Source organism: Polynucleobacter sp. JS-JIR-II-b4, assembly GCF_018687815.1.
Taxonomy (GTDB): Bacteria; Pseudomonadota; Gammaproteobacteria; order Burkholderiales; family Burkholderiaceae; genus Polynucleobacter.
Genome location: NZ_CP061306.1, coordinates 1,481,123 through 1,506,756, shown reverse-complemented (window position 1 = coordinate 1,506,756; position 25,634 = coordinate 1,481,123). Strand labels below are relative to the sequence as shown.

Annotated in this window: 25 protein-coding genes, 1 other RNA gene and 1 pseudogene; 19 read left to right on the top strand and 8 right to left on the bottom strand. The window is 46.3% G+C overall.

The features are described from left to right. Both ICV90_RS07580 and ICV90_RS07575 read right to left on the bottom strand, forming a co-directional pair. The gene (locus tag ICV90_RS07580; RefSeq protein ID WP_215357961.1) at nt 1-978 is read right to left on the bottom strand and encodes a nucleotidyl transferase AbiEii/AbiGii toxin family protein; all 978 of its coding nucleotides are present in this window, start codon (nt 976-978) and stop codon (nt 1-3) included. Further along, entirely contained in the window at nt 965-1,375 is a 411-nt protein-coding gene (locus ICV90_RS07575; protein WP_215357959.1) for a DUF6088 family protein, read from the bottom strand. The genes ICV90_RS07580 and ICV90_RS07575 overlap by 14 nt, the downstream gene beginning before the upstream one ends. A gap of 491 nt (nt 1,376-1,866) precedes the next feature. Here ICV90_RS07575 and ICV90_RS07570 point away from each other — a divergent pair, with 491 nt between their 5' ends. From ICV90_RS07570 to ICV90_RS07555, 4 genes are all read left to right on the top strand, one after another. After that, nucleotides 1,867-2,913, top strand: a complete 1,047-nt coding sequence (locus ICV90_RS07570; RefSeq protein ID WP_215357957.1) for a phage major capsid protein — start codon at nt 1,867-1,869, stop codon at nt 2,911-2,913. 11 nt (nt 2,914-2,924) lie between these two features. Next, nucleotides 2,925-3,311 (top strand): hypothetical protein, encoded by a 387-nt coding sequence (locus ICV90_RS07565; protein WP_215357950.1) that lies wholly within the window; start codon nt 2,925-2,927, stop codon nt 3,309-3,311. Between the two features lie 174 nt (nt 3,312-3,485). Further along, nucleotides 3,486-4,022 (top strand): hypothetical protein, encoded by a 537-nt coding sequence (locus ICV90_RS07560; protein ID WP_215357948.1) that lies wholly within the window; start codon nt 3,486-3,488, stop codon nt 4,020-4,022. Continuing rightward, nucleotides 4,019-4,360: a M15 family metallopeptidase gene (locus ICV90_RS07555; protein ID WP_215357946.1), complete on the top strand. Its 342-nt coding sequence runs from the start codon at nt 4,019-4,021 to the stop codon at nt 4,358-4,360. The genes ICV90_RS07560 and ICV90_RS07555 overlap by 4 nt, the downstream gene beginning before the upstream one ends. A 34-nt stretch (nt 4,361-4,394) precedes the next feature. Here the strand turns inward: ICV90_RS07555 and ICV90_RS07550 are convergent, their stop codons facing one another. Then, nucleotides 4,395-4,631: a hypothetical protein gene (locus ICV90_RS07550; protein ID WP_215357938.1), complete on the bottom strand. Its 237-nt coding sequence runs from the start codon at nt 4,629-4,631 to the stop codon at nt 4,395-4,397. Between the two features lie 78 nt (nt 4,632-4,709). Between ICV90_RS07550 and ICV90_RS07545 the strand changes: the two genes are divergently transcribed. Continuing rightward, nucleotides 4,710-5,228 (top strand): DUF6680 family protein, encoded by a 519-nt coding sequence (locus ICV90_RS07545; RefSeq protein WP_215357936.1) that lies wholly within the window; start codon nt 4,710-4,712, stop codon nt 5,226-5,228. Between the two features lie 12 nt (nt 5,229-5,240). Here ICV90_RS07545 and ICV90_RS07540 read toward each other — a convergent pair whose 3' ends face one another. The 5 genes from ICV90_RS07540 to ompA form a co-directional block, all read right to left on the bottom strand. Next, the gene (locus tag ICV90_RS07540) at nt 5,241-6,494 is read right to left on the bottom strand and encodes an integrase arm-type DNA-binding domain-containing protein (RefSeq protein ID WP_215357934.1); all 1,254 of its coding nucleotides are present in this window, start codon (nt 6,492-6,494) and stop codon (nt 5,241-5,243) included. 161 nt (nt 6,495-6,655) lie between these two features. Then, nucleotides 6,656-7,014, bottom strand: a transfer-messenger RNA (tmRNA) gene (gene ssrA, locus ICV90_RS07535). Between the two features lie 61 nt (nt 7,015-7,075). Beyond that, entirely contained in the window at nt 7,076-7,756 is a 681-nt protein-coding gene (locus tag ICV90_RS07530) for an HAD family hydrolase (protein WP_215357932.1), read from the bottom strand. Nucleotides 7,757-7,763: 7 nt separating this feature from the next. After that, entirely contained in the window at nt 7,764-8,453 is a 690-nt protein-coding gene (gene ubiG / locus ICV90_RS07525; RefSeq protein ID WP_215357925.1) for a bifunctional 2-polyprenyl-6-hydroxyphenol methylase/3-demethylubiquinol 3-O-methyltransferase UbiG, read from the bottom strand. 96 nt (nt 8,454-8,549) lie between these two features. Beyond that, nucleotides 8,550-9,122, bottom strand: coding sequence for an outer membrane protein OmpA (gene ompA / locus ICV90_RS07520; RefSeq protein ID WP_215357923.1), 573 nt, complete (start codon nt 9,120-9,122; stop codon nt 8,550-8,552). Between the two features lie 159 nt (nt 9,123-9,281). On the opposite strand from ompA, the gene gyrA reads away from it, so the two are divergent. The 14 genes and pseudogenes from gyrA to ICV90_RS07450 all read left to right on the top strand — a co-directional run bounded on the left by gyrA (nt 9,282) and on the right by ICV90_RS07450 (nt 25,620). Next, nucleotides 9,282-11,990, top strand: coding sequence for a DNA gyrase subunit A (gyrA, locus tag ICV90_RS07515; RefSeq protein ID WP_215357921.1), 2,709 nt, complete (start codon nt 9,282-9,284; stop codon nt 11,988-11,990). Nucleotides 11,991-12,016: 26 nt separating this feature from the next. Further along, entirely contained in the window at nt 12,017-13,114 is a 1,098-nt protein-coding gene (serC, locus tag ICV90_RS07510; protein ID WP_215357919.1) for a 3-phosphoserine/phosphohydroxythreonine transaminase, read from the top strand. Then, a complete protein-coding gene (gene pheA / locus ICV90_RS07505) occupies nt 13,114-14,193 on the top strand; it encodes a prephenate dehydratase (protein WP_215357917.1) in 1,080 nt (359 codons plus the stop codon). Before serC ends, pheA begins: the two co-directional genes overlap by 1 nt. A 41-nt stretch (nt 14,194-14,234) precedes the next feature. Then, a complete protein-coding gene (gene hisC / locus ICV90_RS07500; protein ID WP_215357915.1) occupies nt 14,235-15,353 on the top strand; it encodes a histidinol-phosphate transaminase in 1,119 nt (372 codons plus the stop codon). Then, nucleotides 15,350-16,231: a prephenate dehydrogenase/arogenate dehydrogenase family protein gene (locus ICV90_RS07495; protein ID WP_215357913.1), complete on the top strand. Its 882-nt coding sequence runs from the start codon at nt 15,350-15,352 to the stop codon at nt 16,229-16,231. Before hisC ends, ICV90_RS07495 begins: the two co-directional genes overlap by 4 nt. An 8-nt stretch (nt 16,232-16,239) precedes the next feature. Then, complete coding sequence (aroA, locus tag ICV90_RS07490) at nt 16,240-17,559, top strand: 3-phosphoshikimate 1-carboxyvinyltransferase (protein ID WP_215360421.1); 1,320 nt, start codon at nt 16,240-16,242, stop codon at nt 17,557-17,559. 14 nt (nt 17,560-17,573) lie between these two features. Continuing rightward, nucleotides 17,574-18,236, top strand: a complete 663-nt coding sequence (cmk, locus tag ICV90_RS07485) for a (d)CMP kinase (protein ID WP_215357911.1) — start codon at nt 17,574-17,576, stop codon at nt 18,234-18,236. A 136-nt stretch (nt 18,237-18,372) separates the two neighbouring features. Beyond that, the gene (rpsA, locus tag ICV90_RS07480; protein WP_068324328.1) at nt 18,373-20,046 is read left to right on the top strand and encodes a 30S ribosomal protein S1; all 1,674 of its coding nucleotides are present in this window, start codon (nt 18,373-18,375) and stop codon (nt 20,044-20,046) included. A gap of 52 nt (nt 20,047-20,098) precedes the next feature. After that, a pseudogene (locus ICV90_RS07475) lies at nt 20,099-20,437 on the top strand (integration host factor subunit beta); the annotation flags it as partial. A gap of 66 nt (nt 20,438-20,503) precedes the next feature. Continuing rightward, a complete protein-coding gene (lapB, locus tag ICV90_RS07470; protein WP_215357909.1) occupies nt 20,504-21,715 on the top strand; it encodes a lipopolysaccharide assembly protein LapB in 1,212 nt (403 codons plus the stop codon). 66 nt (nt 21,716-21,781) lie between these two features. Then, a complete protein-coding gene (locus ICV90_RS07465) occupies nt 21,782-23,146 on the top strand; it encodes a UDP-glucose/GDP-mannose dehydrogenase family protein (protein WP_215357907.1) in 1,365 nt (454 codons plus the stop codon). Between the two features lie 11 nt (nt 23,147-23,157). After that, the gene (gene rfaE1 / locus ICV90_RS07460) at nt 23,158-24,087 is read left to right on the top strand and encodes a D-glycero-beta-D-manno-heptose-7-phosphate kinase (RefSeq protein WP_215357905.1); all 930 of its coding nucleotides are present in this window, start codon (nt 23,158-23,160) and stop codon (nt 24,085-24,087) included. After that, entirely contained in the window at nt 24,084-25,103 is a 1,020-nt protein-coding gene (rfaD, locus tag ICV90_RS07455; protein WP_215357897.1) for an ADP-glyceromanno-heptose 6-epimerase, read from the top strand. The genes rfaE1 and rfaD overlap by 4 nt, the downstream gene beginning before the upstream one ends. Before the next feature lie 88 nt (nt 25,104-25,191). Beyond that, entirely contained in the window at nt 25,192-25,620 is a 429-nt protein-coding gene (locus tag ICV90_RS07450; RefSeq protein ID WP_215357895.1) for a helix-hairpin-helix domain-containing protein, read from the top strand. Nucleotides 25,621-25,634 lie beyond the last annotated feature (14 nt).

Below are 25,634 nucleotides of genomic sequence, written 5' to 3'. Positions count from 1 at the left end.
CTATTGAGAAAGGTTCGGTATAGCTAGATTCAGGGTTTGGGAAAACTGTGAGAATGCATCTTCAAAAGAAGGTGCATTCTTGTCATAGACCATAACCCTGATGAATTCGTCATAGGTCTGCTTGGTATGCGGATCGTCTTTAGCGTATTTCATAGCCTTCTTGATCTCACCCATTGGATCTTTGACAAACGCATCATGCTGTTTAGCAAAGTCCAGTCCATCCTTTTGAATGACCTGAGTTATCAGATTAGTCAACAGCTCCAGATCATTCTTTAGGAGGTTGGGGTTCTTTGCGATGATCTGATAAACATCGTACAGATGACGAACTAAGGCGTTATCTACCTTTTCATCGGTTTTGGCTAATGATAGGGCTAGACGTCTTGGGAAGGTAATGACTTTCTCAGCGAGAGCTTCTCTCAAATCTACGCATGGAATTGAAAACCTAGGGCCGGTATTCATGCTGGCTAAGGAGTCAAAGAGTAGGGTGATTTCTTTATCTTGCTTTGGTAGTTGTAAGGGGCTGTAACTTACTTCTAGCTTTAAATTAGCCCGCATGCCCGGGCTTACCTGAAAGTGGGATGAGTACTGGATATCGAATTCTATGAAGTTGTTATCGTCCTTAGCATCTCTTGAAATGAACTCCGATTTAAAGCCAGCCAAGTTCATTGCTGCTTCAAGGCCATCTTTGAGCTTGCTCATGCTGGAGCGGATTTTGCTCCTCGTCAATGCCTCTGAGGATTTTGGGGTAGCTTTGATATCTACATCTTCGGAGACTCTATCCAATAGACCATAGGCTTTGGAGAGGCAGGTGCCACCACAGAAGACTAATTCAAAGTCTGGATTATTGATGTTGGCAAGCGAGGCCAGAGCATCGGTAACCATGAAGTCTTTTTCTAGTGCGAATTCAGATATACCAAGCCCAAACTCATTAATTACATCCAAGACTTGGAGTCGCTGGATGTCGTTAACTTTTTTCATAGACTAGGCTACGGTTACCAACAGACAATTTGCGGCACACCCGAGAGTTACCAACGTTGACGATGGGGAGCATTGGTACCTGAGTGCTATCACCCTCGATCAGAGCGCGCATCTCTTTACCTACATCAGCTTTAATGTCTAACTTTTTCATGACTTCAAGCCCAATATTAATTAGGCTTTCATCTGCTACTGGTTTGCCGGATATAGAAGAGGGGCGCGCCTTTACATAGGTGCCGTAGCCTAGACGCATTAACTTACCCTCGTCTGATAGCTCTTTCATCACACGACAGACCTGGCGGTAGGTGCCGAACCGATTGAAATCGTCACGCAAGAAGACCTTGCCTGTGGAATTGCGTAGGCTGGCCAAAATCCGGTCTTTGGTTGTTGCTCTAGCCATCTTGGTCTCTTTTCTGTATTGATGCTCTCATTATACACAAAAATATGACATGAATGTCCTATTTTTGTAATGGTAAATATTGATTAAATATCATAAATAACAAAGACTTATATGATTTTAATTTAAATAAATTAAGGTAGGTATACATATTCATATTACCCATGAATACCTTCCGTCAAGGGCACCCCAAAGGGGTGGCTTGCGAACCCTTGATGGGCACCACCAAAGAAACGCTCTTTTATGCCCAAGGTGGCGCAATGACACATTGGGCATAAAGACAACTCGCGAACAACAAAAACCCCAGAAATATTCAAACCAAGCTTGTGCAGCCTCAATAATCAATACACGTAGCAAGAGTTAATAGCTCTAGCTACTGATTCGTCTAACGCGTTATCGCTAGAGTCGCGCCTAGTAGCGTAGCAATGGATAGTTTCACGCCCTATCAATCAGGATGAATCTAGCTAATTCATAAACATAGATAGGGGTGGCATATGCCAATTTCAAATACAGACTTGCAAGAGTTAGCTAAGGTCTCCTTAGATGAATACTTGCGCAATCTTCCAGTAGATCAAATCGCAGTAGAGAGGCCTTTCCTCAAGAAACTGATGCAAGGGCGCAAGAGCCTATTAGGGGCCAAACAGAATGTGGTGGAGAACATTCGCAAAGAGCATGGGAGTAACTTCACCTGGGCATTTGGGGAGGAGACGGTCAAGTTCAATAAGCGTAATACCACTGAGCAAGCCTCATTCCCATGGCGCAGAGCCGTTGATGGGCTCTATATCGACTATGACCGGCTATTTAGTAACGGTATTAAGGTTAGAGAAGGTGGGGCGCGAGGCTTTCAGCTGGAATACAACGAGCGCGTACAACTAATCAACCTCTTGGATGAGCAGTTAGAAGTCCTACGAGAAGGATTCCTTAATAAGCTAGATCTTGAGCTTCACCGCGACGGTTCACACGGCGCTGATGCAGTAGTTGGCCTAGATAGTCTCGTTAGCCTGGCGCCAGATGCCGGGACTGTTGGCGGTATCGACCGAGCTAAAGCAAGCTACTGGCGCAACTATGCGGTTAAAGATATCGCCTCAACATCGCCAGGAAATTTAGTAGGTGAGATGGAAACAGCATGGCGCCAATGTATTAAGCATGGCGGTAGTCCTGATTTCATCATCGCGGGTGGAAAGTTCATTGATACCTATCGTAAGCAAGTCACAGTGACTCATATTGCTGGATCGGGTGAGACCAAGTACATCGATGCAGGCGTAGGTGCAGGAGTTAACACAGGTCTTGCCTTTAAAGGCGTAGAGATTATCTGGGATCCGCAGTTTGATGAACTAGATGCCATGGCTAATAGAACCGTGGAGTGGAGCAAGCGCTGTTACTTCCTTAACACGCGCTTTATGAAGTTGCGTGATGATGATTTAGACATCGTTGCACCAATTCGTCCACATGACACGCTAGCCATGTATGCCATGGTGAACCTGCGCTGCGCCTTATCCATCTCACGAGCCAATGCCCACGCGGTATTGGCGATTCAATAAAGGAAGCTCATATGACAAATAAAGAACTCATTCATAGCGACTTCCAAATTAAAGAGGTGGAGGCGGTAGTGCGCAGGGATGCATTCACGACCATCCATGTGCACGTACCGCCGTATGAAACCAACATCCTTCGAAACCTATTCGGGCGCGAGAACGTCACGGTGTTCGAGCGCCCATCAAAGACCACCATTACTCCAGAGCAGGAGTACGACCGTCTATGTGCAAAGTACGGCCATGAAGTTGTGGCAAAAGTCTTTGGTGAAGATGATGGTGATCGCCTAATGGAAATAGTAGAGGGGCTGATGGCTGAGGGAAGACTTCCAGTTCAAGAGCAAACATTAGAAAAAGCTCATGAGCCAGAATCAACACAAGAAAGCAAAGGAGCTAAGAAACGCTAGCTGTAGGGAAGATAACCGCTAGCGGCAGGTGTTTGGGTGCGGCTGTGGGTGTTGAAGTAACGATGGTGTGTGGGCGCGCGTAATTGCGCCCCACTGCCAACACCAAATAAAAGCCTAGGCGGTAGTGGGGCGGTGGACTTCCATATTCCAAGCATCAAGATAAAAACTCATTACATGCTTCCAATAATCACCTCTCTAGTGCAAACCTTGGCCGTCAATGGCCTTGGTCTGCTTGCGGGCGCGGTACAAGCCAAAGGTAAGGAATTCATTGAGAGCAAGATTGGGGCGCGTATTCCGGAGAATCCAAGTCACGAGGATCTAATCAAGCTCAAGCAACTTGAGATCGAGCAAGAACAGTTTCTATTGCAATACACCCTTAAGCAAAAAGAGTTAGAAATAGAAGAATCAAAGCTACTAGCTGAGATGCATCGAGCTTCACAAGAGAACGCTACACACCGGTGGCAATCCGATATGGGTAGCGATTCCAGGCTATCGAAGAACATACGACCAGGAACGCTCGTTTACATTCTGACTGCTTATCTTCTATTCGCACTTCTTTCGGCAATGGGAATAGACATCAATGAAGCCTATGTAAAGCTTCTAGGCGAATGGGGGCAGCTAGTCATGCTGGCTTACTTTGGCGGAAGATCAGTAGAGAAGATCTTTGAGATGCGCATGCATAGCCCAAATAAAAGGGAAGAGAAGGCATGAGTGGTTTAGTTGCAGAGCAAGCGGCATTCTTAATTGATGTTGGCCGCCTCATCCAGTTTGCAACGGCTGAAGGATGGGTTGTAACAGGGGGAGAGCTTTGGCGCTCCCCGGAGCAGCAGGAGATCTACTTCAAAAGCGGTAGATCTAAGACCATGAATAGCAATCATTTGAGACGCTGCGCTATAGACCTGAATTTCTTCTGGAATGGAAAGCTAGTCTGGGATAAAGAGCTCATTCGCACTGTGGGCGAATACTGGGAAAGCCTTGGTCCCAAGAATAGATGGGGTGGGAATTTCAAAGGGTTTGTGGATGTGCCTCATTTCGAGAGAGTTGCTTAATTATTACCCCCTCCTCAATTTAGACATTTTTAGGTTAGCCCAAGTCTCTCACCCACTCTTTTCCAGCTTTGAGTCCAAGCTCAGCCGCTTCAATTTCCGTTTCAAATTCTGGGTTTCCAATAAGTGGGACTTGAAATTCTTCAATGCTATCTGGGTAGTGCCTTGCAATAATTAGCTTAGATGCAAATTTACCATTTCCCATAAGCTGAGGTGTGTGATGAAGAACATAAACTTCATCATCTTTTTTAACGGATTGAGACCATTTACTCATTTTTAGACCTTTGAGGTGATAACTTAGCGGAAGTAAAGTTAATATATAAAAAAATTGCAAATATATAAAGGCATTTCAATGACTATTGCTGACGGTTTAATAATTCTCGCTACTTTATCTGGCCCAATAATTGCAGTTCAGATTACTAGATATTTGGATGATAAAAAAGAGGAGCGGGGTAGGAAATTAGCGATATTTAAAACGCTGATGGCAACCCGCGCTTATACCGTTTCAAATGCCCATGTAGAAGCTCTCAATAGAATTGATCTAGAGTTTTCAAGCAAGATAGATAGCGAGCGAGAAGTAATTTCTAAGTGGAAAGAATATCTAGATCTGCTTGGTGATAAAAGTATCTCAGCAGAACAGTGGGGTATGAGAAGGATTGATTTGCTTGTAGAGCTTTTGAGTGCAATGGGAAAATCCCTCGGTTATAAATTTGATAAAGTGCATATTAAGAACGCCACTTATTCACCGCTTGCGCATGGAAAATTAGAGGAAGAGCAGCAGGCAATTCGGACCAAAACTATTGAAGTTTTAGAGGGCACCCGCTCTCTTTCTATAAAAGTGGAAAGTTCACCAGAGAAGCCGCAAAGCTAATTGAAGATTTCATTATGCAACCTTCTTCTGTAGCTCAATAACCTCAGCCCCATTCTGTGCATGAGTTAGTTTCTCGCCCCACCACTTATATAGCCCAACCCTCTGAGTAAATCGTTCGCCACGGTCATAGGCCCTTACAACCTCATTCCCATGAGCATGATCGAGTGCTAACTCAACAACATCTTGCTCAAACCCATTATCTCTAGCTAAGGTAGAGAAGGCGCTACGCCAGCCGTGTGGCGCATGCTTACCTGACATATTGAGAGTTACCCGATAGGCTTTCTCAAGACTCTCACGACTAATAAATTGATTGCCTGTCGGCGATGGAAATACATAACCTTTTCTTCCAAAAAGTTTCCCCCATTGTTTCAACTCTGCAGTAATTTGCGGACTCAAAGGAATTCGATGATCGCCAATACGTGTGTGATCTTTCATCTTGGCGCGAGGAATTACCCAGATCGGAATATCTGCATCAAGATCAAACTCTTTCCACTCAGCCTGCACAACGTTACTAATACGCGTTGCACTAAATGCGAGAAGGCGATGAGCTGCTCTCACTGATGGTGAAAGACGCGCAGCTTCTGCTGCGCGTAATAGGGCGCCTAAAGAATTCCAATCTAGCAATGCGGGCATGCGACCATTTGTTTTCTTTCGAGGAAGAATTTCTTTCACGGGCGCAGCAGAATTAATTTCACATAAGCCTTTTGCTTGCGCATAACGAAAGACGCCATTGAGATGCTGCAAAATTCTTGTGGCTGTTTCTAGAACATCTCTTTTGTTGATGGTCTCAATTGCCTTGGCAATAACCGACGGAGTAATGCTTTCAATAGGCAGCGCCCCTAGAGATTTATAAACATCCCGCTCAAAAGCCCTCTTGGATTTCGTGAAGTGGGTTGCACTCCATTCTTTCTCTTTCATGGCGAACCATTCTTCAGCTACAGCCTTGAAGGTGCTGTCACTTTGAGATGCGGCATTGGCTCTATTAAGACGCCTAGCGATTACCGGATCCTGACCTTTGGTAAGACAGGCTTTGACCTCGTTTAGCTCTAGTCTTGCTTGTGCCAAGCTATTTTGTGGATACCCGCCTATGGAATAACTTTTTTCTTTGCCTTCGATGCGATATTTAATTCGCCAAATAGCAGTTTGGGTCTGGGTGATAAGTAAATAAAGGCCTCGGCCATCTGCAAGCTTGCTGCCTGGGGCTGAGCGGTTGACGAAGCTCTTGATCCCTTTATCCGTAAGCTTTCCAGAAATACCCCCAACCATGTTTTTGACCCTGTTCGATTTTGCTCCGATACCCCCAATAATACCCCCAGGGTATTTGGATACCGCGAAATCTAGAAAGACCACAATGGGCGTACAGCCCTTTATATACAAAGAAAAACGCCACCCTAGTGGGTGGCGTTGGACTGTTACAGACTTAAAAATGGTGGAACCGGCGGGAATCGAACCCGCGTCCGCAAATCCTCCACAACAAGTTCTACATACTTAGTCATATCATTTAATTTAGCCAGCTAGGCACAGATTGACACGTTCCACGCTGACGATTCACTAAGTTTTCGAATCATTCCCTGTGACATGAAATGATCTTATCTCTTGTAAATGACCCTGATCTAGCTTGCGCTAGCTGACCCAAGAGAGAATCAGTTCAGGGGCAACCGCAATTAAGCGGCTAGTGCGAAACGTTCGTCGTTTGCAGTTAAAACATTCCCATTGATTTACGAGATAACGGGTCCTCGGTATGCCCTTGATGCTTTGTAACCCACGTCGAAACCATGTCGGTCCCAGATTGCATGCATTGGTACTGCCTATTTTAAAGCCGGTAGCTTTAAATTGTTGAATATCTTTTATTCCCTATTGGGAAAGATGATTTGCAGTAGCTCGAGAGGCTTATTGACGATGTAATCGGCCCCCCAAGCCTCTGGAGGCTCTTTACAGCCACAGTAGCCATAAGCGGCTGCGACAGTCTTCATTCCCGCTGCTTTGCCTGCTAGAACATCTCTAATGTCATCGCCTACATAAAGTGATTTTGTAGGATCTACTTTAGCTATTCTGGCGGCGTGCAAGATCGGCTCAGGATGGGGTTTTGAATACGGCGTTGTATCACCAGAAACGGTAGAAATGGCTCGTTGGCGCAAACCCATTAATTCAGTAAGAGGGTTGGTAAAGCGCTCACTTTTATTCGTAACAATGCCCCAGGGGAGCTTGGCTTGATCCATTTGATCGAGTAAATGGATCATGTCATCGAATAATTTACTCTCTACCAGCAATGCTTTTTCATAATTACTGAAAAATTCATCGCGCAATAGAGCGAAATCCGCATGATCGGGGCTAATGCCAAAGGCGCCTTCGAGTAATCCGCGAGCACCAGCCGATGCATAGGGGCGCAGAAATTCATAAGGCTTAGGCGCAAGATTGCGTGCAACTAGCAATTGATTAGTTGCCGCTACTAAATCAGGTGCGGTATCAGCTAAGGTGCCATCTAAATCAAAAAAGATTCCGGCGTAAGGGCTCGAAAGAGTGCTCACTATTGCATTACTTTCTGACGGCAATCATGTAATTCACATCGACATCATCATTCAGGCTATAGACCTGAGTGAGTGGGTTGTAGCTAAGGCCTTTCATGCCCAGCATCTCTAAACCCGCATGACGTGTAAAGGCAACAAGCTCAGAAGGTTTGATGAATTTAGCGTATTCGTGAGTACCTCTAGGAAGTAACTTCAGAATGTATTCAGCACCAATAATGGCAAATAAGTAGGATTTAGGACTGCGGTTGAGGGTGCTAAAAAATAACGTGCCACCAGGCTTACAAAGTTTGGCGCAAGCGCGCACCACTGACGCTGGGTCCGGCACGTGTTCAAGCATCTCCATGCAGGTCACTAGGTCATACTGTTCAGGTTGCTCATCGGCGAGCGCTTCTGCGGAGATGGAGCGATAAGTAAGGTTTGCACCCACTTCCAATGCATGCAATTCAGCTACTTTGAGAGCTTTTTCAGATAAATCGATGCCCGTAGTATCTGCGCCTGATTGGGACATGGATTCTGCCAAGATGCCACCACCGCAACCAATATCAACCACCTTCTTACCTTCCAAGCTAACAAAGGACTTAATCCAGTTCAGGCGCAGTGGGTTGATGGCATGCAGGGGTTTGAATTCGCTATTAGGATCCCACCAACGATGGGCTAGGGCGCTAAATTTGGCGATTTCTGACTGGTCGACGTTCATATAAATGGGCTAATGGTGAGGCTATTGAAGAAGTCTATGAATATAGCGGAAATAAAAAAGCCCGCTAGAAGCGGGCTTTTTTACAAGTAAAGTGAATTACTTAGCTGCTGTACCAACAACTTCGATGTCAGTACGGCGGTTCTTAGCGCGGCCTTCAGCAGTTGCGTTTGATGCAACTGGATTGCTCTTGCCTTTAGATTCTGTGTAGATACGGCTACCGTCAACACCCTTGCTTACAAGGTATGTCTTAACAGATTGCGCACGACGCTGACCGAGGGCCATGTTGTATGCATCTGTACCAACGCTGTCAGTGTTACCAACAGCGATGATTACTTCTAACTTGATCTTGCTCAAATCAGCAGCGATCTTGTCCAAAGTAGCTTTACCTTCTGGTTTCAAGTCAGACTTGTTGAAGTCATAAAGTGTGTCAGCTTGCAAAGTGATTTTGCTTTGGCTAACGCCAGTAGCAGCAGCAGCAGCAGTCAACGCACCATCACAACCTTTAGCTGCAGTAGCAGGAGTCCAGTTGTTATCGCGCCAGCACAATGTGCCATCGCCGTTTTTCCAGTTTAGGGCGCCATCGCCGTTTTGCCAGTTATCAGAAGCCATTGCTGCAGTAGCAGAAACAGTAATAACAGAAGCGAGCAACACTCTTAGGGTTTTGTTCATTTTTAGTCCTCAAAAATCTCTTTTTTAATTAAAGTCAAACTTAAATGTAATTCGCCCTACCTTGATGCAAAAACTGCAAAGCGACACATCTCAATTTCGTACAAACTGACAGAATCTTAGCATAGGGCCTACCTGTCATCAAAATGATATTATTTCTAGATGGAACAAGCCGCTAAAGAAACACTACCAATATCCCTCGAAGACGAAATGCGGCGGTCCTATTTGGACTACGCAATGAGCGTCATCGTCGGCAGAGCCCTGCCAGACGTGCGTGACGGCCTCAAACCGGTTCACCGCCGGGTCTTATTCGCTATGTATGAATTAAACAACGATTGGAACCGAGCTTACAAAAAATCTGCCCGTATAGTTGGCGATGTAATCGGTAAATACCATCCGCACGGTGATTCTGCGGTGTATGACACGATCGTTCGGATGGCCCAGGATTTCTCTCTGCGCTATATGCTGGTTGACGGGCAGGGTAACTTTGGCTCCGTAGACGGCGATAACGCTGCTGCAATGCGATATACCGAGATCCGCCTGCGCAAGATAGCTCATGAGCTTTTGGCCGATTTGGACAAGGAAACGGTCGATTTTGGGCCAAATTACGACGGTAGCGAGAAGGAACCCCTGATTCTGCCTGCCAAAGTGCCTAATTTGCTCATAAATGGCAGTTCTGGCATTGCTGTAGGTATGGCGACCAATATCCCGCCGCATAACCTGGATGAGGTGGTTTCAGCCTGTTTGCACGTGCTGCACAACCCAGAATGCACGATTGATGAGCTCATAGAGATCATTCCAGCCCCGGATTTCCCGACCGCCGGCATCATTTATGGCGTTCAAGGTGTTCGCGAGGGTTATCGCACTGGTCGTGGCCGTGTTGTTATGCGTGCCAAAACCCACTTTGAAGATTTGGATAAGGGCGCGCGTCAAGCCATCATCGTTGATGAGTTGCCATACCAAGTAAATAAAAAGAACTTACTCGAGCGCATCGCTGAGTTGGTGAATGAGAAAAAAGTAGAAGGCATTTCTGATTTACGTGATGAGTCAGATAAATCCGGCATGCGCGTTGTGATTGAATTGAAGCGCGGCGAAGTGCCTGAAGTTGTTCTCAATAATTTGTATAAGAGCACTCAGTTACAAGATAACTTCGGTATGAACATGGTGGCATTGGTGGATAACCAACCACGCTTGTTGAACTTGAAGCAAATGCTTGAGTACTTCTTGCAGCATCGTCGTGAAGTTGTCACACGTCGTACGATTTTTGAATTACGTAAAGCACGCGATCGTGGTCACGTCTTAGAAGGTTTGGCTGTTGCATTAGCAAACATCGATGAGTTCATTGCGATTATTAAAGCTGCTGCGAACCCAGTGATTGCTAAGCAAGAGTTGATGGGCAAAGCTTGGGATTCATCGATGGTGCGCGAGATGTTGGCGCGTGCTGAGACCGATACCCCAGGCGGCCGCAACGCTTATCGTCCAGAAGGATTGTTGCCTGAGTACGGCATGCAAACTACTGGCTTGTATCGTTTGTCAGATAGTCAAGCACAAGAAATTTTGCAAATGCGTTTACAACGCTTGACTGGTCTTGAGCAAGACAAGATCGTCAACGAATATAAAGAAGTAATGGCAGAGATTTCTGACTTACTAGATTTGTTAGCGAAACCAGAGCGCGTTACTCAAGTGATTGAGTCTGAGTTGAAAGAAGTTCAATCTGAATTTGGTATTGCTGGTGGTGATACAGGTCGTCGTTCATTTATTGAAATGAATGCAACCGAACTCTTCACAGAAGATTTGATTACGCCGCAAGATATGGTGGTGACTCTTTCAAATACTGGTTACATGAAGAGTCAACCTCTGAGTGAATATCGCGCCCAAAAACGTGGTGGTCGCGGCAAGCAAGCTGCAGCCACTAAGAATGAAGATTGGATTGATACACTCTTCGTTGCGAACACCCATGACATTATTTTGTGCTTCTCCGATCGCGGTCGGATGTATTGGCTCAAAGTTTGGGAAGTGCCGCAAGGTAGTCGCACCTCTCGTGGCAAGCCAATCGTCAATATGTTCCCGCTGATTGAAGGCGAGAAGATCACTGTGATTCTGCCGATCAAGGGCTACCAGGATGATCATTACGTCTTTATGGCTACTAGCTTGGGCACTGTGAAGAAGACGCGCTTGTCTGACTTCTCTAACCCACGTAAGGCCGGCATTATTGCGGTTGACTTGAATGAAAATGACTTCTTAGTTGGCGCAGCGATTACTGATGGTCAGCACGATGTTATGTTGTTCTCTGACGCTGGTAAAGCAGTGCGCTTTGACGAGAATGATGTTCGTCCAATGGGTCGTACCGCACGCGGTGTGCGCGGCATGAACTTAGGCGAAGGTCATCAAGTGATCGCTATGTTGGTTGCTCCAGCAGAAGCTGCAGAAGGTGCTGAAGCGGCTGTGGTTGATGCAGACGGCATTGCAATTCCAAGTAGTGTATTGACAGCTACAGAGAATGGTTACGGTAAGCGTACGCCAATCGCTGAATACACACGTCATGGTCGCGGCACGAAGGGCATGATTGCTATTCAGACTTCGGAGCGTAACGGTAAGGTAGTAGCGGCTGCATTGGTATCTCCAGAAGATCAAATTATGTTGATCACTACTGGTGGCATCTTGGTCCGCACGCGTGTTTCTGAAATTCGTGAGATGGGTCGCGCTACTCAAGGTGTTACTTTGATTAACGTAGATGAAGGTACGCGTTTATCTGGCTTGCAGCGTATTGCTGAAAGCGATTCAGATGGCGAAGCTGATGACGCAGAAGAAGGTGATGTATCTGCAGATCCAGCAACCGACTCTAATGACGATACGGCAGGTGACGCTTAAGCGTCACCTCTAGACTAGAGCACACCATGACTTTTGACCGCCGCATATTCAATTTCGCTGCGGGGCCTGCTACTTTGCCAGAAGAGGTGTTGAAGCAGGCTGCCGATGAAATGCTCAATTGGCGTGGACTCGGAACTAGCGTGATGGAGATTAGTCATCGCAGTAAAGAGTTCATGGAAGTGTATGAAGAGGTGATTCAAGATCTTCGTACGTTGATGAATATTCCCGATACTTATGAGATCTTGCTTTTGCAAGGTGGCGGCTTAGGTCAAAACGCTGCTATCCCAATGAACCTCATGCCTTTAGCCAAGAATGGACCAAAGGCGGATTACATTGTTACTGGCGTATGGTCAGAAAAATCTTATAAAGAGGCGCAGAAGTACGGCACTGCAAATTTAGTTGCCTCTTCAGCCGCAGAAAAATTCAATACGATTCCCGCAAGATCAACTTGGAAGTTATCAAGTGATGCTGCTTATGTTCTTTACTGCGCCAATGAAACTATTGGCGGTGTTGAGTTTCCGGATGTGCCGGATGTTGGTGATATTCCCTTAGTTGCAGATATTTCTAGCAACATCCTTTCTAAAGAGATGGACGTGAATCAATGCGCTGTTTGGTTTGGTGGCGCGCAAAAGAATATTGGCCCATCTGGTGTCACGATTGTGATTGTGCGTAAGGATTTGTTAGGCAAGAGCATGTCTATCACCCCAACGATTTGGGATTGGTCTGTACAGGCTAATACCCAATCCATGATTAATACGCCGCCGACATTCTCGATCTATTTGGCTGGCTTAGGATTTAAGTGGCTACTCAAGCAAGGTGGTGTGAAAGCCATCGAAAAGCGTAATCAAGAAAAAGCGGATTTGCTCTATAGCTTCTTGGATCAAAGCAGTTTGTATGAAAATCGTGTCTCAAAAGAATATCGCTCACGTATGAACGTGACTTTCTTCTTAAAAGATGAGAGCCTGAACGCAGAGTTTTTGGCGCAATCGAATGCGGCTGGTTTGGTTGCCTTGCGTGGCCATAAAGCTGCTGGCGGTATGCGTGCCAGCATCTATAACGCCATGCCCATTGAGGGCGTAAAAGCCTTAATTGAATTTATGCGTGATTTTGAAAGGCGGGCTTAATGAGTACTGAAGAAAAGCGCTTAGCTCCCTTGCGGGAAAAAATTGACGCATTGGATGCGCAAATTTTAGATTTGCTGACTCAACGTGCAAAAGCTGCGCAGGAAGTTGGCCATGTCAAAGGTGGTTTCTCATCACCAGTATTTCGTCCTGAGCGTGAGCGCCAAGTGGTTGCTCGCCTACAAGAAATTAATAAAGGCCCTCTGCTTCCAGACGGCATTGCTGCCATTTGGCGTGAAGTGATGTCTGCATGCAGAGCTCTAGAAGCTCGCCAAACAATTGCTTATCTTGGCCCAGTGGGAACATTTTCTGAGCAAGCGGCTCAAACGTATTTTGGCCACTCGATTGCTGGCTTGCCTTGCGCAAGCTTAGATGAAGTCTTTAGGTCGGTAGAGAAGGGCGCGGCGCAATTTGGCGTTGTGCCTGTTGAAAACTCTAGCGAAGGTGCTATCTCACGCACTTTAGATTTATTGCTCGACTCTTCTATGCGCATTAGTGGTGAAGTAGTGTTGCCAATTCGCCATCACCTACTCACTAAGAGTGGTAACTTGGATGGCGTAACAACTGTCTGCGCTCATGCTCAAGCGCTGGCGCAATGTCAGCAATGGTTAAGCGTACATGCACCGCAATTAAAGCGCCAAGCCGTCAGTAGCAATGCAGAAGCAGCTCGTATGGCTGCTGCCGATCCTACTTTGGCTGCAATTGCTGGCGATCCTGCTCAAGAAGCATATGGCCTACAAGCGGTAGCTGCACAGATTCAGGATGACCCACACAACCGTACGCGTTTTGTCGTGGTTGGTAACTATGCATGTCAGTCAACCGGAAAAGATCAAACTTCTCTCGTTCTCTCTGTCGATAACCAGCCTGGTGCTGTTCATCGTTTGCTAGCACCTTTGGCTAAACATGGTGTTTCGATGAATCGTTTTGAGTCTCGTCCTGCGCGAAAAGGTACTTGGGAGTATCACTTCTATATTGATATTGCTGGTCATGCGGATGATGAGAAGGTTGTGAAGGCGCTTGAAGAGCTGAAGGGTGTTGCTGCTTTTTATAAGAACCTTGGCTCTTATCCACATTCAGCTTAATCAGAAGCATCCGCAGTTAACTACAACATTAGTAAATCCAAATGACTTCTAAGATTGGTCTAAAACATATTCATGCGATTGCCCCTTATGTAGGTGGGCGACCTATTAGTGAAGTTGCGCGCGAGTACGGTTTGGATGAAAACAAGATTGTGAAGCTGGCCTCTAATGAAAATCCATTGGGCATGCCTAAGTCTGCACAAGATGCCATGCTTAAGGCTGCGAGTGATTTGGGTCGCTACCCAGATTCCAACGGATTTGAGCTCAAAAATGTCCTCGCTGATCGATTGGGTGTGCCAACCGATTGGATTACTTTAGGTAATGGCAGTAACGATATTTTGGAATTAGCTGCGCGTGCTGTTGCACAAGCTGGCGACGAAGTGATTTTCTCAAAACATGCTTTTGCTGTTTATCCTTTAGCTACACAGGCTGTTGGCGCTAAAGCTGTTGAGGTTGCCGCAACCGATATTTATGGCCATGACCTGCCTGCAATGTTGTCAGTAGTTAAAACGTCGGGCGATAAAGCAAAACTCGTGTTTGTAGCCAACCCAAATAATCCAACTGGTAGCTACTTAGCCGCCAAAGAGATTGAAGATTTTTTGATGGCAGTTCCATCCAATGTGGTGGTAGTGCTTGATGAAGCTTATAACGAATACCTCACTCCGGAGCAGCGCTACGATGCGATTGCTTGGGTGAAGCGTTTTCCCAATATGATTTTGTCGCGCAGCTTCTCAAAAGCTTACGGCTTGGCTGGCTTGCGTATTGGTTACGGTGTAGCTCAGCCGCACTTAACCGATTTACTGAATCGTATCCGTCAGCCATTTAATGTGAATAGCCTTGCGCAAGCAGCGGCGATTGCAGCATTTCAAGATAAAGCATTTTTGCAACAAGGATTTGAACTTAATCAGGCTGGTTACGAACAGTTAACCAAGGCATTTGATCAGTTGGGTCTGCGGTATTTACCTTCCGCGGGAAACTTTGTATTGGTTAAAGTGGGTGATGATGACCAGGCCGGTGCCCGCATCAATTTGGAGTTACTCAAGCGCGGCATTATTGTTCGACCTGTTGGTAACTATGGCTTACCGCAATGGTTACGTATTTCCATTGGCTTGCCAGAAGAAAATGCGGCTTTTATTGCTGCCTTAAAAGATATTCTTAAATGACCATCATTAATCCTGCAAGTAATTACGGTACCGTCACCATCGTTGGTGTTGGTTTGATTGGCGCCTCACTTGGCTTAGCTTTAAAAAAAGCAGGCGTAGTAACTAAAGTATTGGGCGTAGGCCGTAGTAAAGAAAATTTAGATCAAGCGCAAAAGATGGGTGCGATTGATGGTGTAGTGGATTTAGTTGAGGCAGCAAAACAATCTGATGTGATTGTGCTTTGTGTGCCAGTAGCGCAAATGCGCGCCGCATTCGAAGTGATGGAGCCGCATCTTGAGCCTCGCACCATGATTACCGATGCCGGTAGTACTAAGGGTGATGTCATTCTGGCGGCAAAAGAAGTGCTGGGCAAGAAGGCTTGTCAATTTGTGCCAGCGCATCCAATTGCTGGTGGCGCTCAGCATGGAGCAAGTGCTGCTAAAGCGGATTTATTCCAGGGCAAGCAAACCATTATTTGCCCGTTGCAAGAAAACTCTCCTGAAGATACTGCTTTGATCACTGGCTTTTGGGAGTCTGTTGGCTCTGATGTGAAGAAGATTGGTGTCGTGCAGCATGATGCAATTTATGCGGCTGTTTCTCATCTCCCCCACCTCCTGTCTTATGCCTTAATGGCAAGCGTGGTGAACTCGGAAGATGCTGATCAAAAGTTGAGTCATGTTGGCGCCGGATTTAAAGATTTCACTCGCATTGCAGCTTCTAGCCCAGAAATGTGGCGTGATATTTGCCTCGGCAATCGCACCGCCATCCTGAAGGAATTGGATCAATACCTGTTGATCGTCAACCATATGCGCAAGCTCGTTGCAGAAAGCGATGGCGCAGGTTTGGAAAAATTATTTAATAAGGCGAGCAAAGCACGTCAAGACTTGGACGTCCTTTAATGAGTGGTTTGCCAGATATCAGTATTGGACCTTTTAAGCGAGCGCAAGGCTCGATTGTGTTGCCTGGCTCCAAAAGCATCTCTAATCGCGCATTGCTATTAGCAGCTTTATCAACTGGCACAACTACTCTTAAGAATTTGTTGGATGCCGACGATACTCAGGTGATGCGTAATGCTTTGCGTCAGCTAGGCTTATCTGTCACAGATATGGCTGACAAGGTTTGCGTTGTTGAGGGTTGTGGTGGCAAGTTCCCTGTGCAGGATGCAGACCTCTTTATGGGTAATGCTGGCACTGCGATTCGTCCGCTCACTGCAGCTTTAGCTATGCAAGGTGGTAATTACCGCTTATCTGGTGTTGCTCGCATGCATGAAAGACCAATTCGGGATTTGGTCGATGGTCTACGTCAAGTGGGCGCGAAAATTGATTACGAATTACAAGAAGGTTATCCACCAATCAAAATCTTGGCGGCAGATATTCAGATTAAAGATGTTGTGAAAGTACGCGGCGATGTATCGAGCCAGTTCTTAACAGCCTTGCTGATGGCTTTGCCCTTGGTGGCAAATGAACCAGTACGTATTGAAGTGATTGGCGAACTCATTTCTCGTCCATACATCGATATCACTTTGAAGTTGATGGCACGATTTGGCGTCACCGTTGCTTGCCCTGATATGCAATCGTTCATCATTCCGGCAAAAACATCAGATGCTGTGTACAAAAGTCCAGGCCAACTATCTGTAGAGGGTGATGCTTCTTCAGCTTCGTACTTCTTGGCCCTTGGCGCCATAGGCGGCGGCCCGGTGCGAGTTCTAGGTGTAGGCAATGACAGTATTCAAGGAGATGTGGCATTCGCTGATGCGCTTGCGCTCATGGGTGCAAACATTACAGCCGGCGAAGATTGGATTGAAGTAGCTGGTGTGAAAAATGCTAACGGCAAACTCAATGGCATCACGATTGATTGCACAGAAATTCCGGATGCTGCAATGACGCTTGCAGTTGCTGCATTATTTGCCGAAGGTCCAACGCGCTTAAATAATATTGCTAGCTGGCGCGTCAAAGAAACGGATCGTATTGCGGCAATGGCAAAAGAATTAAAGAAGGTTGGCGCAATCGTAGAAGAGGGTGCGGATTACATCGTAGTTCAAGCTCCTGCTTCACAAAGTGACTGGAAATCACCAAGTGAAGGTATTGATACTTACGATGACCATCGTATGGCAATGTGTTTTTCGCTCGCTGCATTTGGTCCAAATGCACTAAAGATCAACGATCCGAATTGTGTAGCGAAAACATTCCCGACCTATTTCGCAGAATTTGCGAAAGTAGTTAGCTAAGCCAAATCCCATTTATGAGTCTTCCACCAGTCATCGCAATTGACGGACCTACCGCTTCTGGTAAAGGGACGGTTGCCTCATTGGTTGCGGAAAAGCTAGGCTTTCATTATTTAGATAGCGGCGCTCTCTATCGCTTGGTTGCTCTAGCCAGTGAAAAACAGGCAATTGACGTCAAAAATGGCTCAGAATTGGGCCTTTTAGTTCCTAAGTTATTGATTTCATTTAAAAATAGTCAAATTTTCCTCAATGGCGAGGATGTGACTGATGCTATCCGTACGGAAAACATTGGCTTAAGGGCCTCCGCTTTGGCAGTTCACCCCGAGGTTAGGGCTGCTTTAGTGGGTCTGCAGCGCAGTTTTCGCCAATCCCCAGGCTTAGTGGCCGATGGCAGGGATATGGCCAGCGTCATATTCCCAGATGCAGTTTTGAAGGTTTTCTTGACTGCAACAGCTGCTGCCAGAGCCGAACGTCGCTATAAGCAATTGATAGCTAAGGGAATTCCTGCTAAACTTGAGGACTTGCTGCAAGATTTGCAGGAGCGCGATGCCAGAGACAGTAGTCGAGGTACCGCACCCTTGTTAGTTGCAGATGGTGCAAAAGTGCTTGAAACATCAGATTTATCTATAGATCAAGCAGTTAAGACGGTTTTAGATTGGTATCAATCGACAATCGCCTAGTTTGTATGTAGTAGGCTGTACGCAGTAGTTTTTGGTGTCTTAAGAAACTCCACAACGCGACTTTTCATTAGCGTGTTTCTTGAAGACTTTTTTAACCTAACCCGTCAGGCCTTCTGGCGGCACAAAGTGAATACACATGTCTGAATCATTTGCAGAACTATTTGAAGAATCATTAACCCGATCGAATATGAAGACCGGCCAAGTTATTTCGGCTGAAGTTCTCCGCATCGACCATAACTTCGTCGTTGTTAACGCTGGCTTAAAGTCTGAAGCGTTTATTCCTGTTGAAGAATTCCATAACGACGCTGGCGAGATTGAAGTAGCTCCTGGCGATTTCGTTTCCGTTGCTATTGACGCTCTTGAGAACGGCTATGGCGACACCATCCTTTCCCGTGATAAAGCAAAACGCTTGGCATCATGGATGAACTTGGAAAAAGCGCTCGAGCAAGCTGAGATCGTTACCGGTACTGTTACTGGTAAGGTTAAAGGCGGCTTGACTGTAATGGTTAACGGTATCCGCGCATTCTTGCCTGGATCACTCGTTGATACACGTCCAATCAAAGACACCAGCCCTTACGAAGGTAAGACGATGGAGTTCAAGGTTATCAAGCTTGACCGTAAACGTAACAACGTAGTGTTGTCACGTCGTGCAGTGGTTGAAGCTAGCCAAGGTGAAGAGCGTGCTAAGTTGATGTCTAACCTTAAAGAAGGTGCAGTGGTTACTGGCCTCGTTAAGAACATCACTGATTACGGCGCGTTCGTTGACCTCGGTGGTATCGATGGCCTCTTGCACATCACTGACTTGGCATGGCGTCGCGTGCGTCACCCGAGCGAGATGTTGACTGTTGGTCAAGAAGTTACCGCGAAGATTTTGAAGTTTGATCAAGAGAAGAACCGTGTTTCACTTGGCGTGAAACAACTTGGTGATGATCCATGGGTTGGTATCGCTCGTCGTTACCCACCAAACACCCGTTTATTCGGCAAAGTAACTAACCTGACTGATTACGGCGCATTCGTTGAAATCGAATCTGGTATCGAAGGTTTGGTACACGTTTCTGAAATGGACTGGACTAACAAGAACGTTGCTCCAAGCAAAGCTACTGCATTAGGAACCGAAGTTGAAGTAATGGTTCTGGATATTGATGAAGACAAGCGTCGTATTAGCTTGGGCATCAAGCAGTGCAAAGCTAATCCATGGGAAGAGTTCTCACGTGCCCAACAAAAAGGCGATAAGTTAACTGGCGCAATCAAGTCTATTACTGACTTTGGCGTGTTCATTGGCTTGCCTGGCGGTATCGACGGTTTAGTTCACCTCTCAGACCTTTCATGGAATGAGCCAGGCGAAGAAGCTGTTAAGAAATACAAAAAAGGTGATGAAGTTGAAGCCACTGTATTGGCAATTGATGTTGAGAAAGAGCGTATCTCTCTCGGTATTAAGCAATTGTCTGGCGACCCATTCAATAACTACACATCTGTCAGCGACAAGGGTAGCCTCGTTACTGGTACTGTGAAAGCGGTTGATGCTAAGGGTGCAACAATTCACTTGGCTGATGAAGTTGAAGCTTACTTACGTGCTTCTGAGATCTCAACAGATCGTGTTGAAGATGCACGCAATGTATTGAAAGAAGGCGACAGCGTAACTGCAATGATTATCAACATTGATCGTAAGTCACGTGTTATCAATCTTTCAATCAAAGCAAAAGACAGTTCTGATCAACAAGATGCAATGAGCAAGCTCCAAGGTGATGCGCAGTCTGGCACAACCAATTTGGGCGCTTTGTTAAAAGCAAAATTGGACAATCAAGGCTAAATCAAATTCGCCGCTTTCCATGAGGGAAGCGGCGTTTTTTTATTGATAGATCATGACCGATCAAGAGCAACAAGCAATTACCCGCTCCGAACTAGTGGAGAGCCTCGCGGAACAGTTTCCGCAGCTTTTGCCTAGGGACGTGGAGTTGGCGGTAAAAACTTTGCTGGACACAATGACTCATGCTTTGGCTGAGGGCAAGCGTATCGAGTTGCGCGGCGTGGGAAGTTTTGTACTTCACCATCGTCCTGCACGCACTGGTCGCAATCCAAAGTCTGGTGAGAAAGTATTGATTCCAGAAAAACGTGTTCCGCACTTTAAGCCTGGCAAAGAGTTGCGCGAGCGAGTAGATTACAAGCCGTTGAAGCAGGCGGGCCCCAAAGAGGGTTCTGGTGCCTAAGATTCAGGCTCAACCTCAGTGGTCCATTCGGGCCATTTTTTTATTTAATTTCTGCACAGCATGATTCAGATTGCTACCGCCTGGCTATTGCTACTTCCAGTGATGTTTGGCATCGGTTGGCTTGCTGCGCGTTGGGATTTGCGCCTTGAGAACCGTATGGACGAGCGTGAACGCATGCGTCAGCAGCGTTCGACTTTTAAAGGCTTAAGTCTGTTGCTCAATGAGCAGCCTGATCAGGCGATTGAAACGCTAGTCAAAATTGCACAGCTAGATCCAGAGACTATTGAACTCCATTTTTCCTTAGGAAATTTGTTCCGTCGTCGTGGTGAGACTGAGCGTGCAATTCGGGTGCATCAGCACTTAGCAAATCGTGATGATCTAAAGCCACGTGATCGTGACCATGCTGCATATGAGTTGGGCCGTGATTTTTTGCGCGCAGGATTACTCGACCGAGCAGAGGCCTCATTAAATCGTGTGGGTGATGGTAAATATGCCGAGCCCGCAAAAGAAAGTTTGCTCGAGATGTACCAAATTGAGCATGATTGGAAAAAAGCCATCATTGCTGCAAGTGAGCTTGAAGGTTTGCAAGGTAAATCACACCATACTGAGATCGCCCAATTTCACTGCGAGCTTGCTCAAGAAGCGTTGCGACGCAAAGATTTGGCTGAAGCTGAACAATCGATACAACGTGCTTTACAGGCTGTGCCAAATCATGCCCGTGCTTTAATTTTGCAAGGTGACTATTTAGTTGCGATGGAACGGCCTACGCAAGCAATTGAGGCCTGGAGCTTAATCGCTAGCGCGCATCCCGCATATATGCATTTATTAGCAGATCGCTGGATGCTTGCGCATGCAGCAATCGGTAAGGAGAGCGAAGGTTTAGATCGCCTCTGTGAGTTGCTTAAAACTCAAGCTAGCGGTGAATTGTTAGATATTGTTCATAAGCATCTTATGAAAATTCGGGGGCCTCAGGCGGCCAATGCAATGCTATCTGACGTAATGCAGCATTCACCAACTTTGATTGCTTTGTCGAAGATGGCTGAAACTCGCCTTGCATTGGAGGAGGGTGTTGCCAGTCCAGAGAGGCTCTTGGAACTTGAATCGATTTTGAATCTCTTGCGTCAACGTACCACTAGCTTGGCTCGCTACACTTGTGGTAATTGTGGCTTTAGAGCGAGAAGATTTTATTGGCAATGTCCTGGCTGTAATCATTGGGAAGCATACTCTCCAAGACGTAGTGAAGGTGCCGCACCAAGCGGCCCTTCAATGTAAATTAATTAAACCGTCATGATTTCAATATGTAATGATGTATTCAGATAAAAATTTAACGGAGGTCAATTGAAAGTCACCATCATCGGCAGCGGTTACGTAGGTCTAGTAACGGGCGCATGCCTAGCTGAGCAAGGCAATAACGTCTTTTGTGTTGACGTTGATTCCAAAAAGATTGAGATTCTCAACTCTGGTGGCGTGCCCATTTATGAGCCTGGCCTTAAAGAGATGATTGAGCGCAATCGCGCTGCAGGTCGTTTACAGTTCTCTACGGATATTGCTGCCTCAGTTGCTCATGGTGAAATTCAGTTCATTGCAGTAGGCACCCCACCAGATGAAGATGGCTCAGCTGACCTACAGTATGTGGTTGCAGCAGCTCGTAATATTGGTCGTCACATGACCGCGCCTAAAGTCATCGTCGATAAGTCGACTGTCCCAGTGGGCACTGCTGATAAGGTAGGTGCGGCAATCACTGAAGAGTTAGAAAAAAGAAATTTATCTCCAGAGCTCTGTTCTGTAGTCTCTAACCCCGAGTTCCTCAAAGAAGGTGCGGCAGTGGAGGACTTTATGCGTCCGGACCGCATTGTGATCGGCACCGAAAATACTCCAGCAGGAATGCGCGCTAAAGAGCAAATGCGCAAGCTCTATGCCCCATTTAACCGCAACCATGAGCGCACTTATTACATGGATGTCAAAAGTGCTGAGCTCACTAAATACGCCGCTAATGCGATGTTAGCAACCCGTATCTCCTTTATGAATGAGTTAGCCAACTTGGCTGACTTGGTTGGTGCTGATATTGAACATGTTCGCCAAGGCATTGGTTCAGACTCACGCATCGGCTATGGCTTTTTATATTCCGGTACCGGCTATGGCGGCTCTTGCTTTCCAAAAGACGTATCAGCACTATCCAAAACCGCTAAAGAGCATGGTCGGGATCTGAAGATCCTTGATGCTGTAGAAGCAGTCAATGAACTCCAAAAGTACATCTTGGTTGAAAAGATCGAAAAGCGTTTTGGCGGCGATCTCAAGGGTATGAAGTTTGCTCTATGGGGCCTAGCCTTCAAACCGAACACTGACGATATGCGCGAGGCGCCTAGTCGTGTGATCATCCAAGAACTCGTTAAGCGTGGTGCACAAGTAGTAGCTCATGATCCCGTATCGATGCCAGAAGCTAAGCATTGCTTAGATGTAGACTTTAAAGATAACCCAGCAGGGCTCAAACAAGTGTCGATGGTCGATGACCCGATGAGTGCATTAGATGCTGCCGATGCCCTGGTGATTGTGACCGAGTGGAAGGCCTTTAGAAGCCCAGACTTTGATCAAGTGCTACAAAAGCTCAAGCGCCCAGTAATCTTTGATGGTCGTAACCTATACGAGCCAGCTTCTATGCAAGAATTAGGTATTGAGTACTATGGTATTGGTAGACATAATTAAAGTAGACGCAAATGGAAAAAGCAAACCGCGAACAGTTTTCTAAAGCCCGTCTCCTAGTCGTGGGTGATGTCATGCTCGATCGCTATTGGTTTGGCGATACTAATCGTATTTCTCCTGAGGCGCCTGTGCCGGTGGTGCAGGTGGGCAAGATTGATGAGCGTCTAGGCGGTGCTGCTAATGTGGCTCGTAACGTAGCCGCACTAGACGCTAAAGCAACTATTCTCGGTATTGTTGGTAATGACGAACCCGGTAAGCGTGTAGTTGAGCTATTAAAAGCCGGTGGCGTGGATAGTCAATTAGAAATTGATGCAGACGTTCCTACTATTGTGAAACTCCGTGTAATTGCTCGTCAGCAACAACTCATTCGCTTGGACTTCGAAGAAACCCCCAGTGCAAAAGCGCTTGCTCATAAATTAGAGCGTTTTGAAAAGCTCGTTGGTGCTGCTGACGTAGTCATACTTTCTGATTACGGCAAAGGCGCATTGGGCCAAGTAGCTCATATGATTGAGCAGGCTAGAGCGCAAAACAAAATGATCTTGGTTGATCCTAAGGGTGAAGACTATGAGAAGTATCGTGGCGCCACTGTTTTAACGCCCAACCGTAGTGAATTACGTCAAGTGGTTGGTCAGTGGACAAGTGAAGAAGATTTGACTAAGAGGGCTCAAGACCTTAGAAAGTCTCTTGACTTACAAGCCTTGCTCCTAACGCGTTCCGAGGATGGAATGAGCCTGTATACCGAATCCGGGGTGAGCCATGTTAAAGCGCAGGCGCGTGAAGTTTTTGATGTCTCTGGTGCTGGCGATACTGTGATTGCAACATTGGCTGTAGCCTTAGCTGCGAAGTGGCCTTTAGAAAAAGCCATGGCACTTGCAAATCGTGCAGGTGGCATCGTTGTTGGTAAGCTGGGAACTGCAACCGTTACTTCAGAGGAATTACAGTGACTATTATCGTAACCGGCGCAGCTGGATTTATTGGCGCCAATATTGTTCAAGCGCTCAATGCGCGTGGCGAGAAAAATATCATTGCAGTGGACGATCTTCGTCCTGCCGATAAGTATCGCAATCTCGCCGATTTGGACATCATTGATTACCTCGATAAGGATGAGTTTCTAGAGGCATTTAGAAGTGGTCGTTTTGGTAAGGTTAAGGCAGTATTTCATGAGGGTGCTTGCTCTGACACCATGGAGACTGATGGTATTTTCATGATGGCGAATAACTATCGCTACACCATGGATTTATTGGATATCTGTACTGAGCAAAAAGTACAACTCCTCTATGCTTCTTCTGCTGCAACTTATGGAGGCTCAGACGTATTTGTAGAAAGTCGTGAGCATGAGAAGCCTCTTAATATTTATGGCTACTCTAAGTTCTTATTTGATCAAGTCATGCGTAAGCGCTTTGCTGAAAAAGCAAATACAGCGCAGGTTGTTGGCTTTCGTTACTTTAATGTTTATGGCCCTCGTGAGTCACATAAAGGTCGTATGGCTTCAGTTGCCTTTCATCAATATCACCAATACAAAGCTAATGGTCATGTAAAGCTGTTTGGTGAGTACGGTGGTTATGCACCTGGTGAGCAAAGTCGCGACTTTGTATCTGTTGAGGATGTAGTTAAAGTAAACCTCTTCTTCCTGGATCATCCAGAAATCAGTGGCATCTTCAATTTAGGTAGCGGTCGCGCACAGCCTTTTAATGATGTAGCGCATGCCGTAGCTAACTCTATGCGTAAGTTAGATAAAGCGGCGCCTGCAACTCTACAAGAGCTAGTCAAAGAAAAAGCCATTGAGTACATTCCATTTCCGGATGCACTCAAAGGCAAATATCAATGCTTTACTCAAGCTGATTTGTCTAAGTTGAGGGCTGCGGGCTATACAGAGCCCTTCCTCAGTGTTGAGCAGGGTGTAGGAAAATATATCGAGTGGTTGGAGGCTAATGCTGGTTTTCTGGCTAACCCCTTGTAAGTCAGTCAACAAAAGTAGTTTCTCTTCGTTGTAAACGATCCACGCGCACTTTGTGTCCGTGGATTTTTTATTTACTACAGGAGAGAAGATGATAAAAAATTTAACTTTGAGTAAAGTTCAGACTTTAGTTGGAGCTGTAGCTCTAACATTAACTGTACTAGTATTGGGTTCTGGGGCGGCTTACGCTTCACCTATTAATGTCAATACTGCCACTCAAACGGAGCTTGAGAGCATTAAGGGTATTGGCCCTGCTAAGGCAAAAACCATTATTGCTGAACGTTTGGACGGTGGCCATTTTCAGGATGCCAATGATCTGCAGAAGCGGGTGCGTGGCATTGGTATGAAATCAGTCGAAAAAATGGTGGATAACGGTTTAACCATTGAAGCCCCCAGCTCCTTTCGGGAGCCTAATGGCCGCACGAAGAAAGAGGGCGGAGCATCTGGCCGACGCCATTCGCGTAATCAAGCTAGTCCTCGCAATCAGCAGGAGCGTTCGGGATCGGGTCGCAGAAATTAAACCCTTCCGAGTGT

Excerpts from the sequence above, each read along its gene's own strand:
- hisC (WP_215357915.1), top strand. The coding sequence starts at position 14,235 with ATGACTTCTAAGATTGGTCTAAAACATATTCATGCGATTGCCCCTTAT.
- ICV90_RS07495 (WP_215357913.1), top strand. The coding sequence starts at position 15,350 with ATGACCATCATTAATCCTGCAAGTAATTACGGTACCGTCACCATCGTT.
- gyrA (WP_215357921.1), top strand. The coding sequence starts at position 9,282 with ATGGAACAAGCCGCTAAAGAAACACTACCAATATCCCTCGAAGACGAA.
- ICV90_RS07540 (WP_215357934.1), bottom strand. The coding sequence starts at position 6,494 with ATGGTTGGGGGTATTTCTGGAAAGCTTACGGATAAAGGGATCAAGAGC.
- ICV90_RS07565 (WP_215357950.1), top strand. The coding sequence starts at position 2,925 with ATGACAAATAAAGAACTCATTCATAGCGACTTCCAAATTAAAGAGGTG.
- pheA (WP_215357917.1), top strand. The coding sequence starts at position 13,114 with ATGAGTACTGAAGAAAAGCGCTTAGCTCCCTTGCGGGAAAAAATTGAC.
- ICV90_RS07570 (WP_215357957.1), top strand. The coding sequence starts at position 1,867 with ATGCCAATTTCAAATACAGACTTGCAAGAGTTAGCTAAGGTCTCCTTA.
- cmk (WP_215357911.1), top strand. The coding sequence starts at position 17,574 with ATGAGTCTTCCACCAGTCATCGCAATTGACGGACCTACCGCTTCTGGT.
- rpsA (WP_068324328.1), top strand. The coding sequence starts at position 18,373 with ATGTCTGAATCATTTGCAGAACTATTTGAAGAATCATTAACCCGATCG.
- ICV90_RS07550 (WP_215357938.1), bottom strand. The coding sequence starts at position 4,631 with ATGAGTAAATGGTCTCAATCCGTTAAAAAAGATGATGAAGTTTATGTT.
- rfaE1 (WP_215357905.1), top strand. The coding sequence starts at position 23,158 with ATGGAAAAAGCAAACCGCGAACAGTTTTCTAAAGCCCGTCTCCTAGTC.
- ubiG (WP_215357925.1), bottom strand. The coding sequence starts at position 8,453 with ATGAACGTCGACCAGTCAGAAATCGCCAAATTTAGCGCCCTAGCCCAT.
- ICV90_RS07575 (WP_215357959.1), bottom strand. The coding sequence starts at position 1,375 with ATGGCTAGAGCAACAACCAAAGACCGGATTTTGGCCAGCCTACGCAAT.
- ompA (WP_215357923.1), bottom strand. The coding sequence starts at position 9,122 with ATGAACAAAACCCTAAGAGTGTTGCTCGCTTCTGTTATTACTGTTTCT.
- ICV90_RS07555 (WP_215357946.1), top strand. The coding sequence starts at position 4,019 with ATGAGTGGTTTAGTTGCAGAGCAAGCGGCATTCTTAATTGATGTTGGC.
- ICV90_RS07560 (WP_215357948.1), top strand. The coding sequence starts at position 3,486 with ATGCTTCCAATAATCACCTCTCTAGTGCAAACCTTGGCCGTCAATGGC.
- ICV90_RS07450 (WP_215357895.1), top strand. The coding sequence starts at position 25,192 with ATGATAAAAAATTTAACTTTGAGTAAAGTTCAGACTTTAGTTGGAGCT.
- lapB (WP_215357909.1), top strand. The coding sequence starts at position 20,504 with ATGATTCAGATTGCTACCGCCTGGCTATTGCTACTTCCAGTGATGTTT.
- ICV90_RS07580 (WP_215357961.1), bottom strand. The coding sequence starts at position 978 with ATGAAAAAAGTTAACGACATCCAGCGACTCCAAGTCTTGGATGTAATT.
- ICV90_RS07545 (WP_215357936.1), top strand. The coding sequence starts at position 4,710 with ATGACTATTGCTGACGGTTTAATAATTCTCGCTACTTTATCTGGCCCA.
- serC (WP_215357919.1), top strand. The coding sequence starts at position 12,017 with ATGACTTTTGACCGCCGCATATTCAATTTCGCTGCGGGGCCTGCTACT.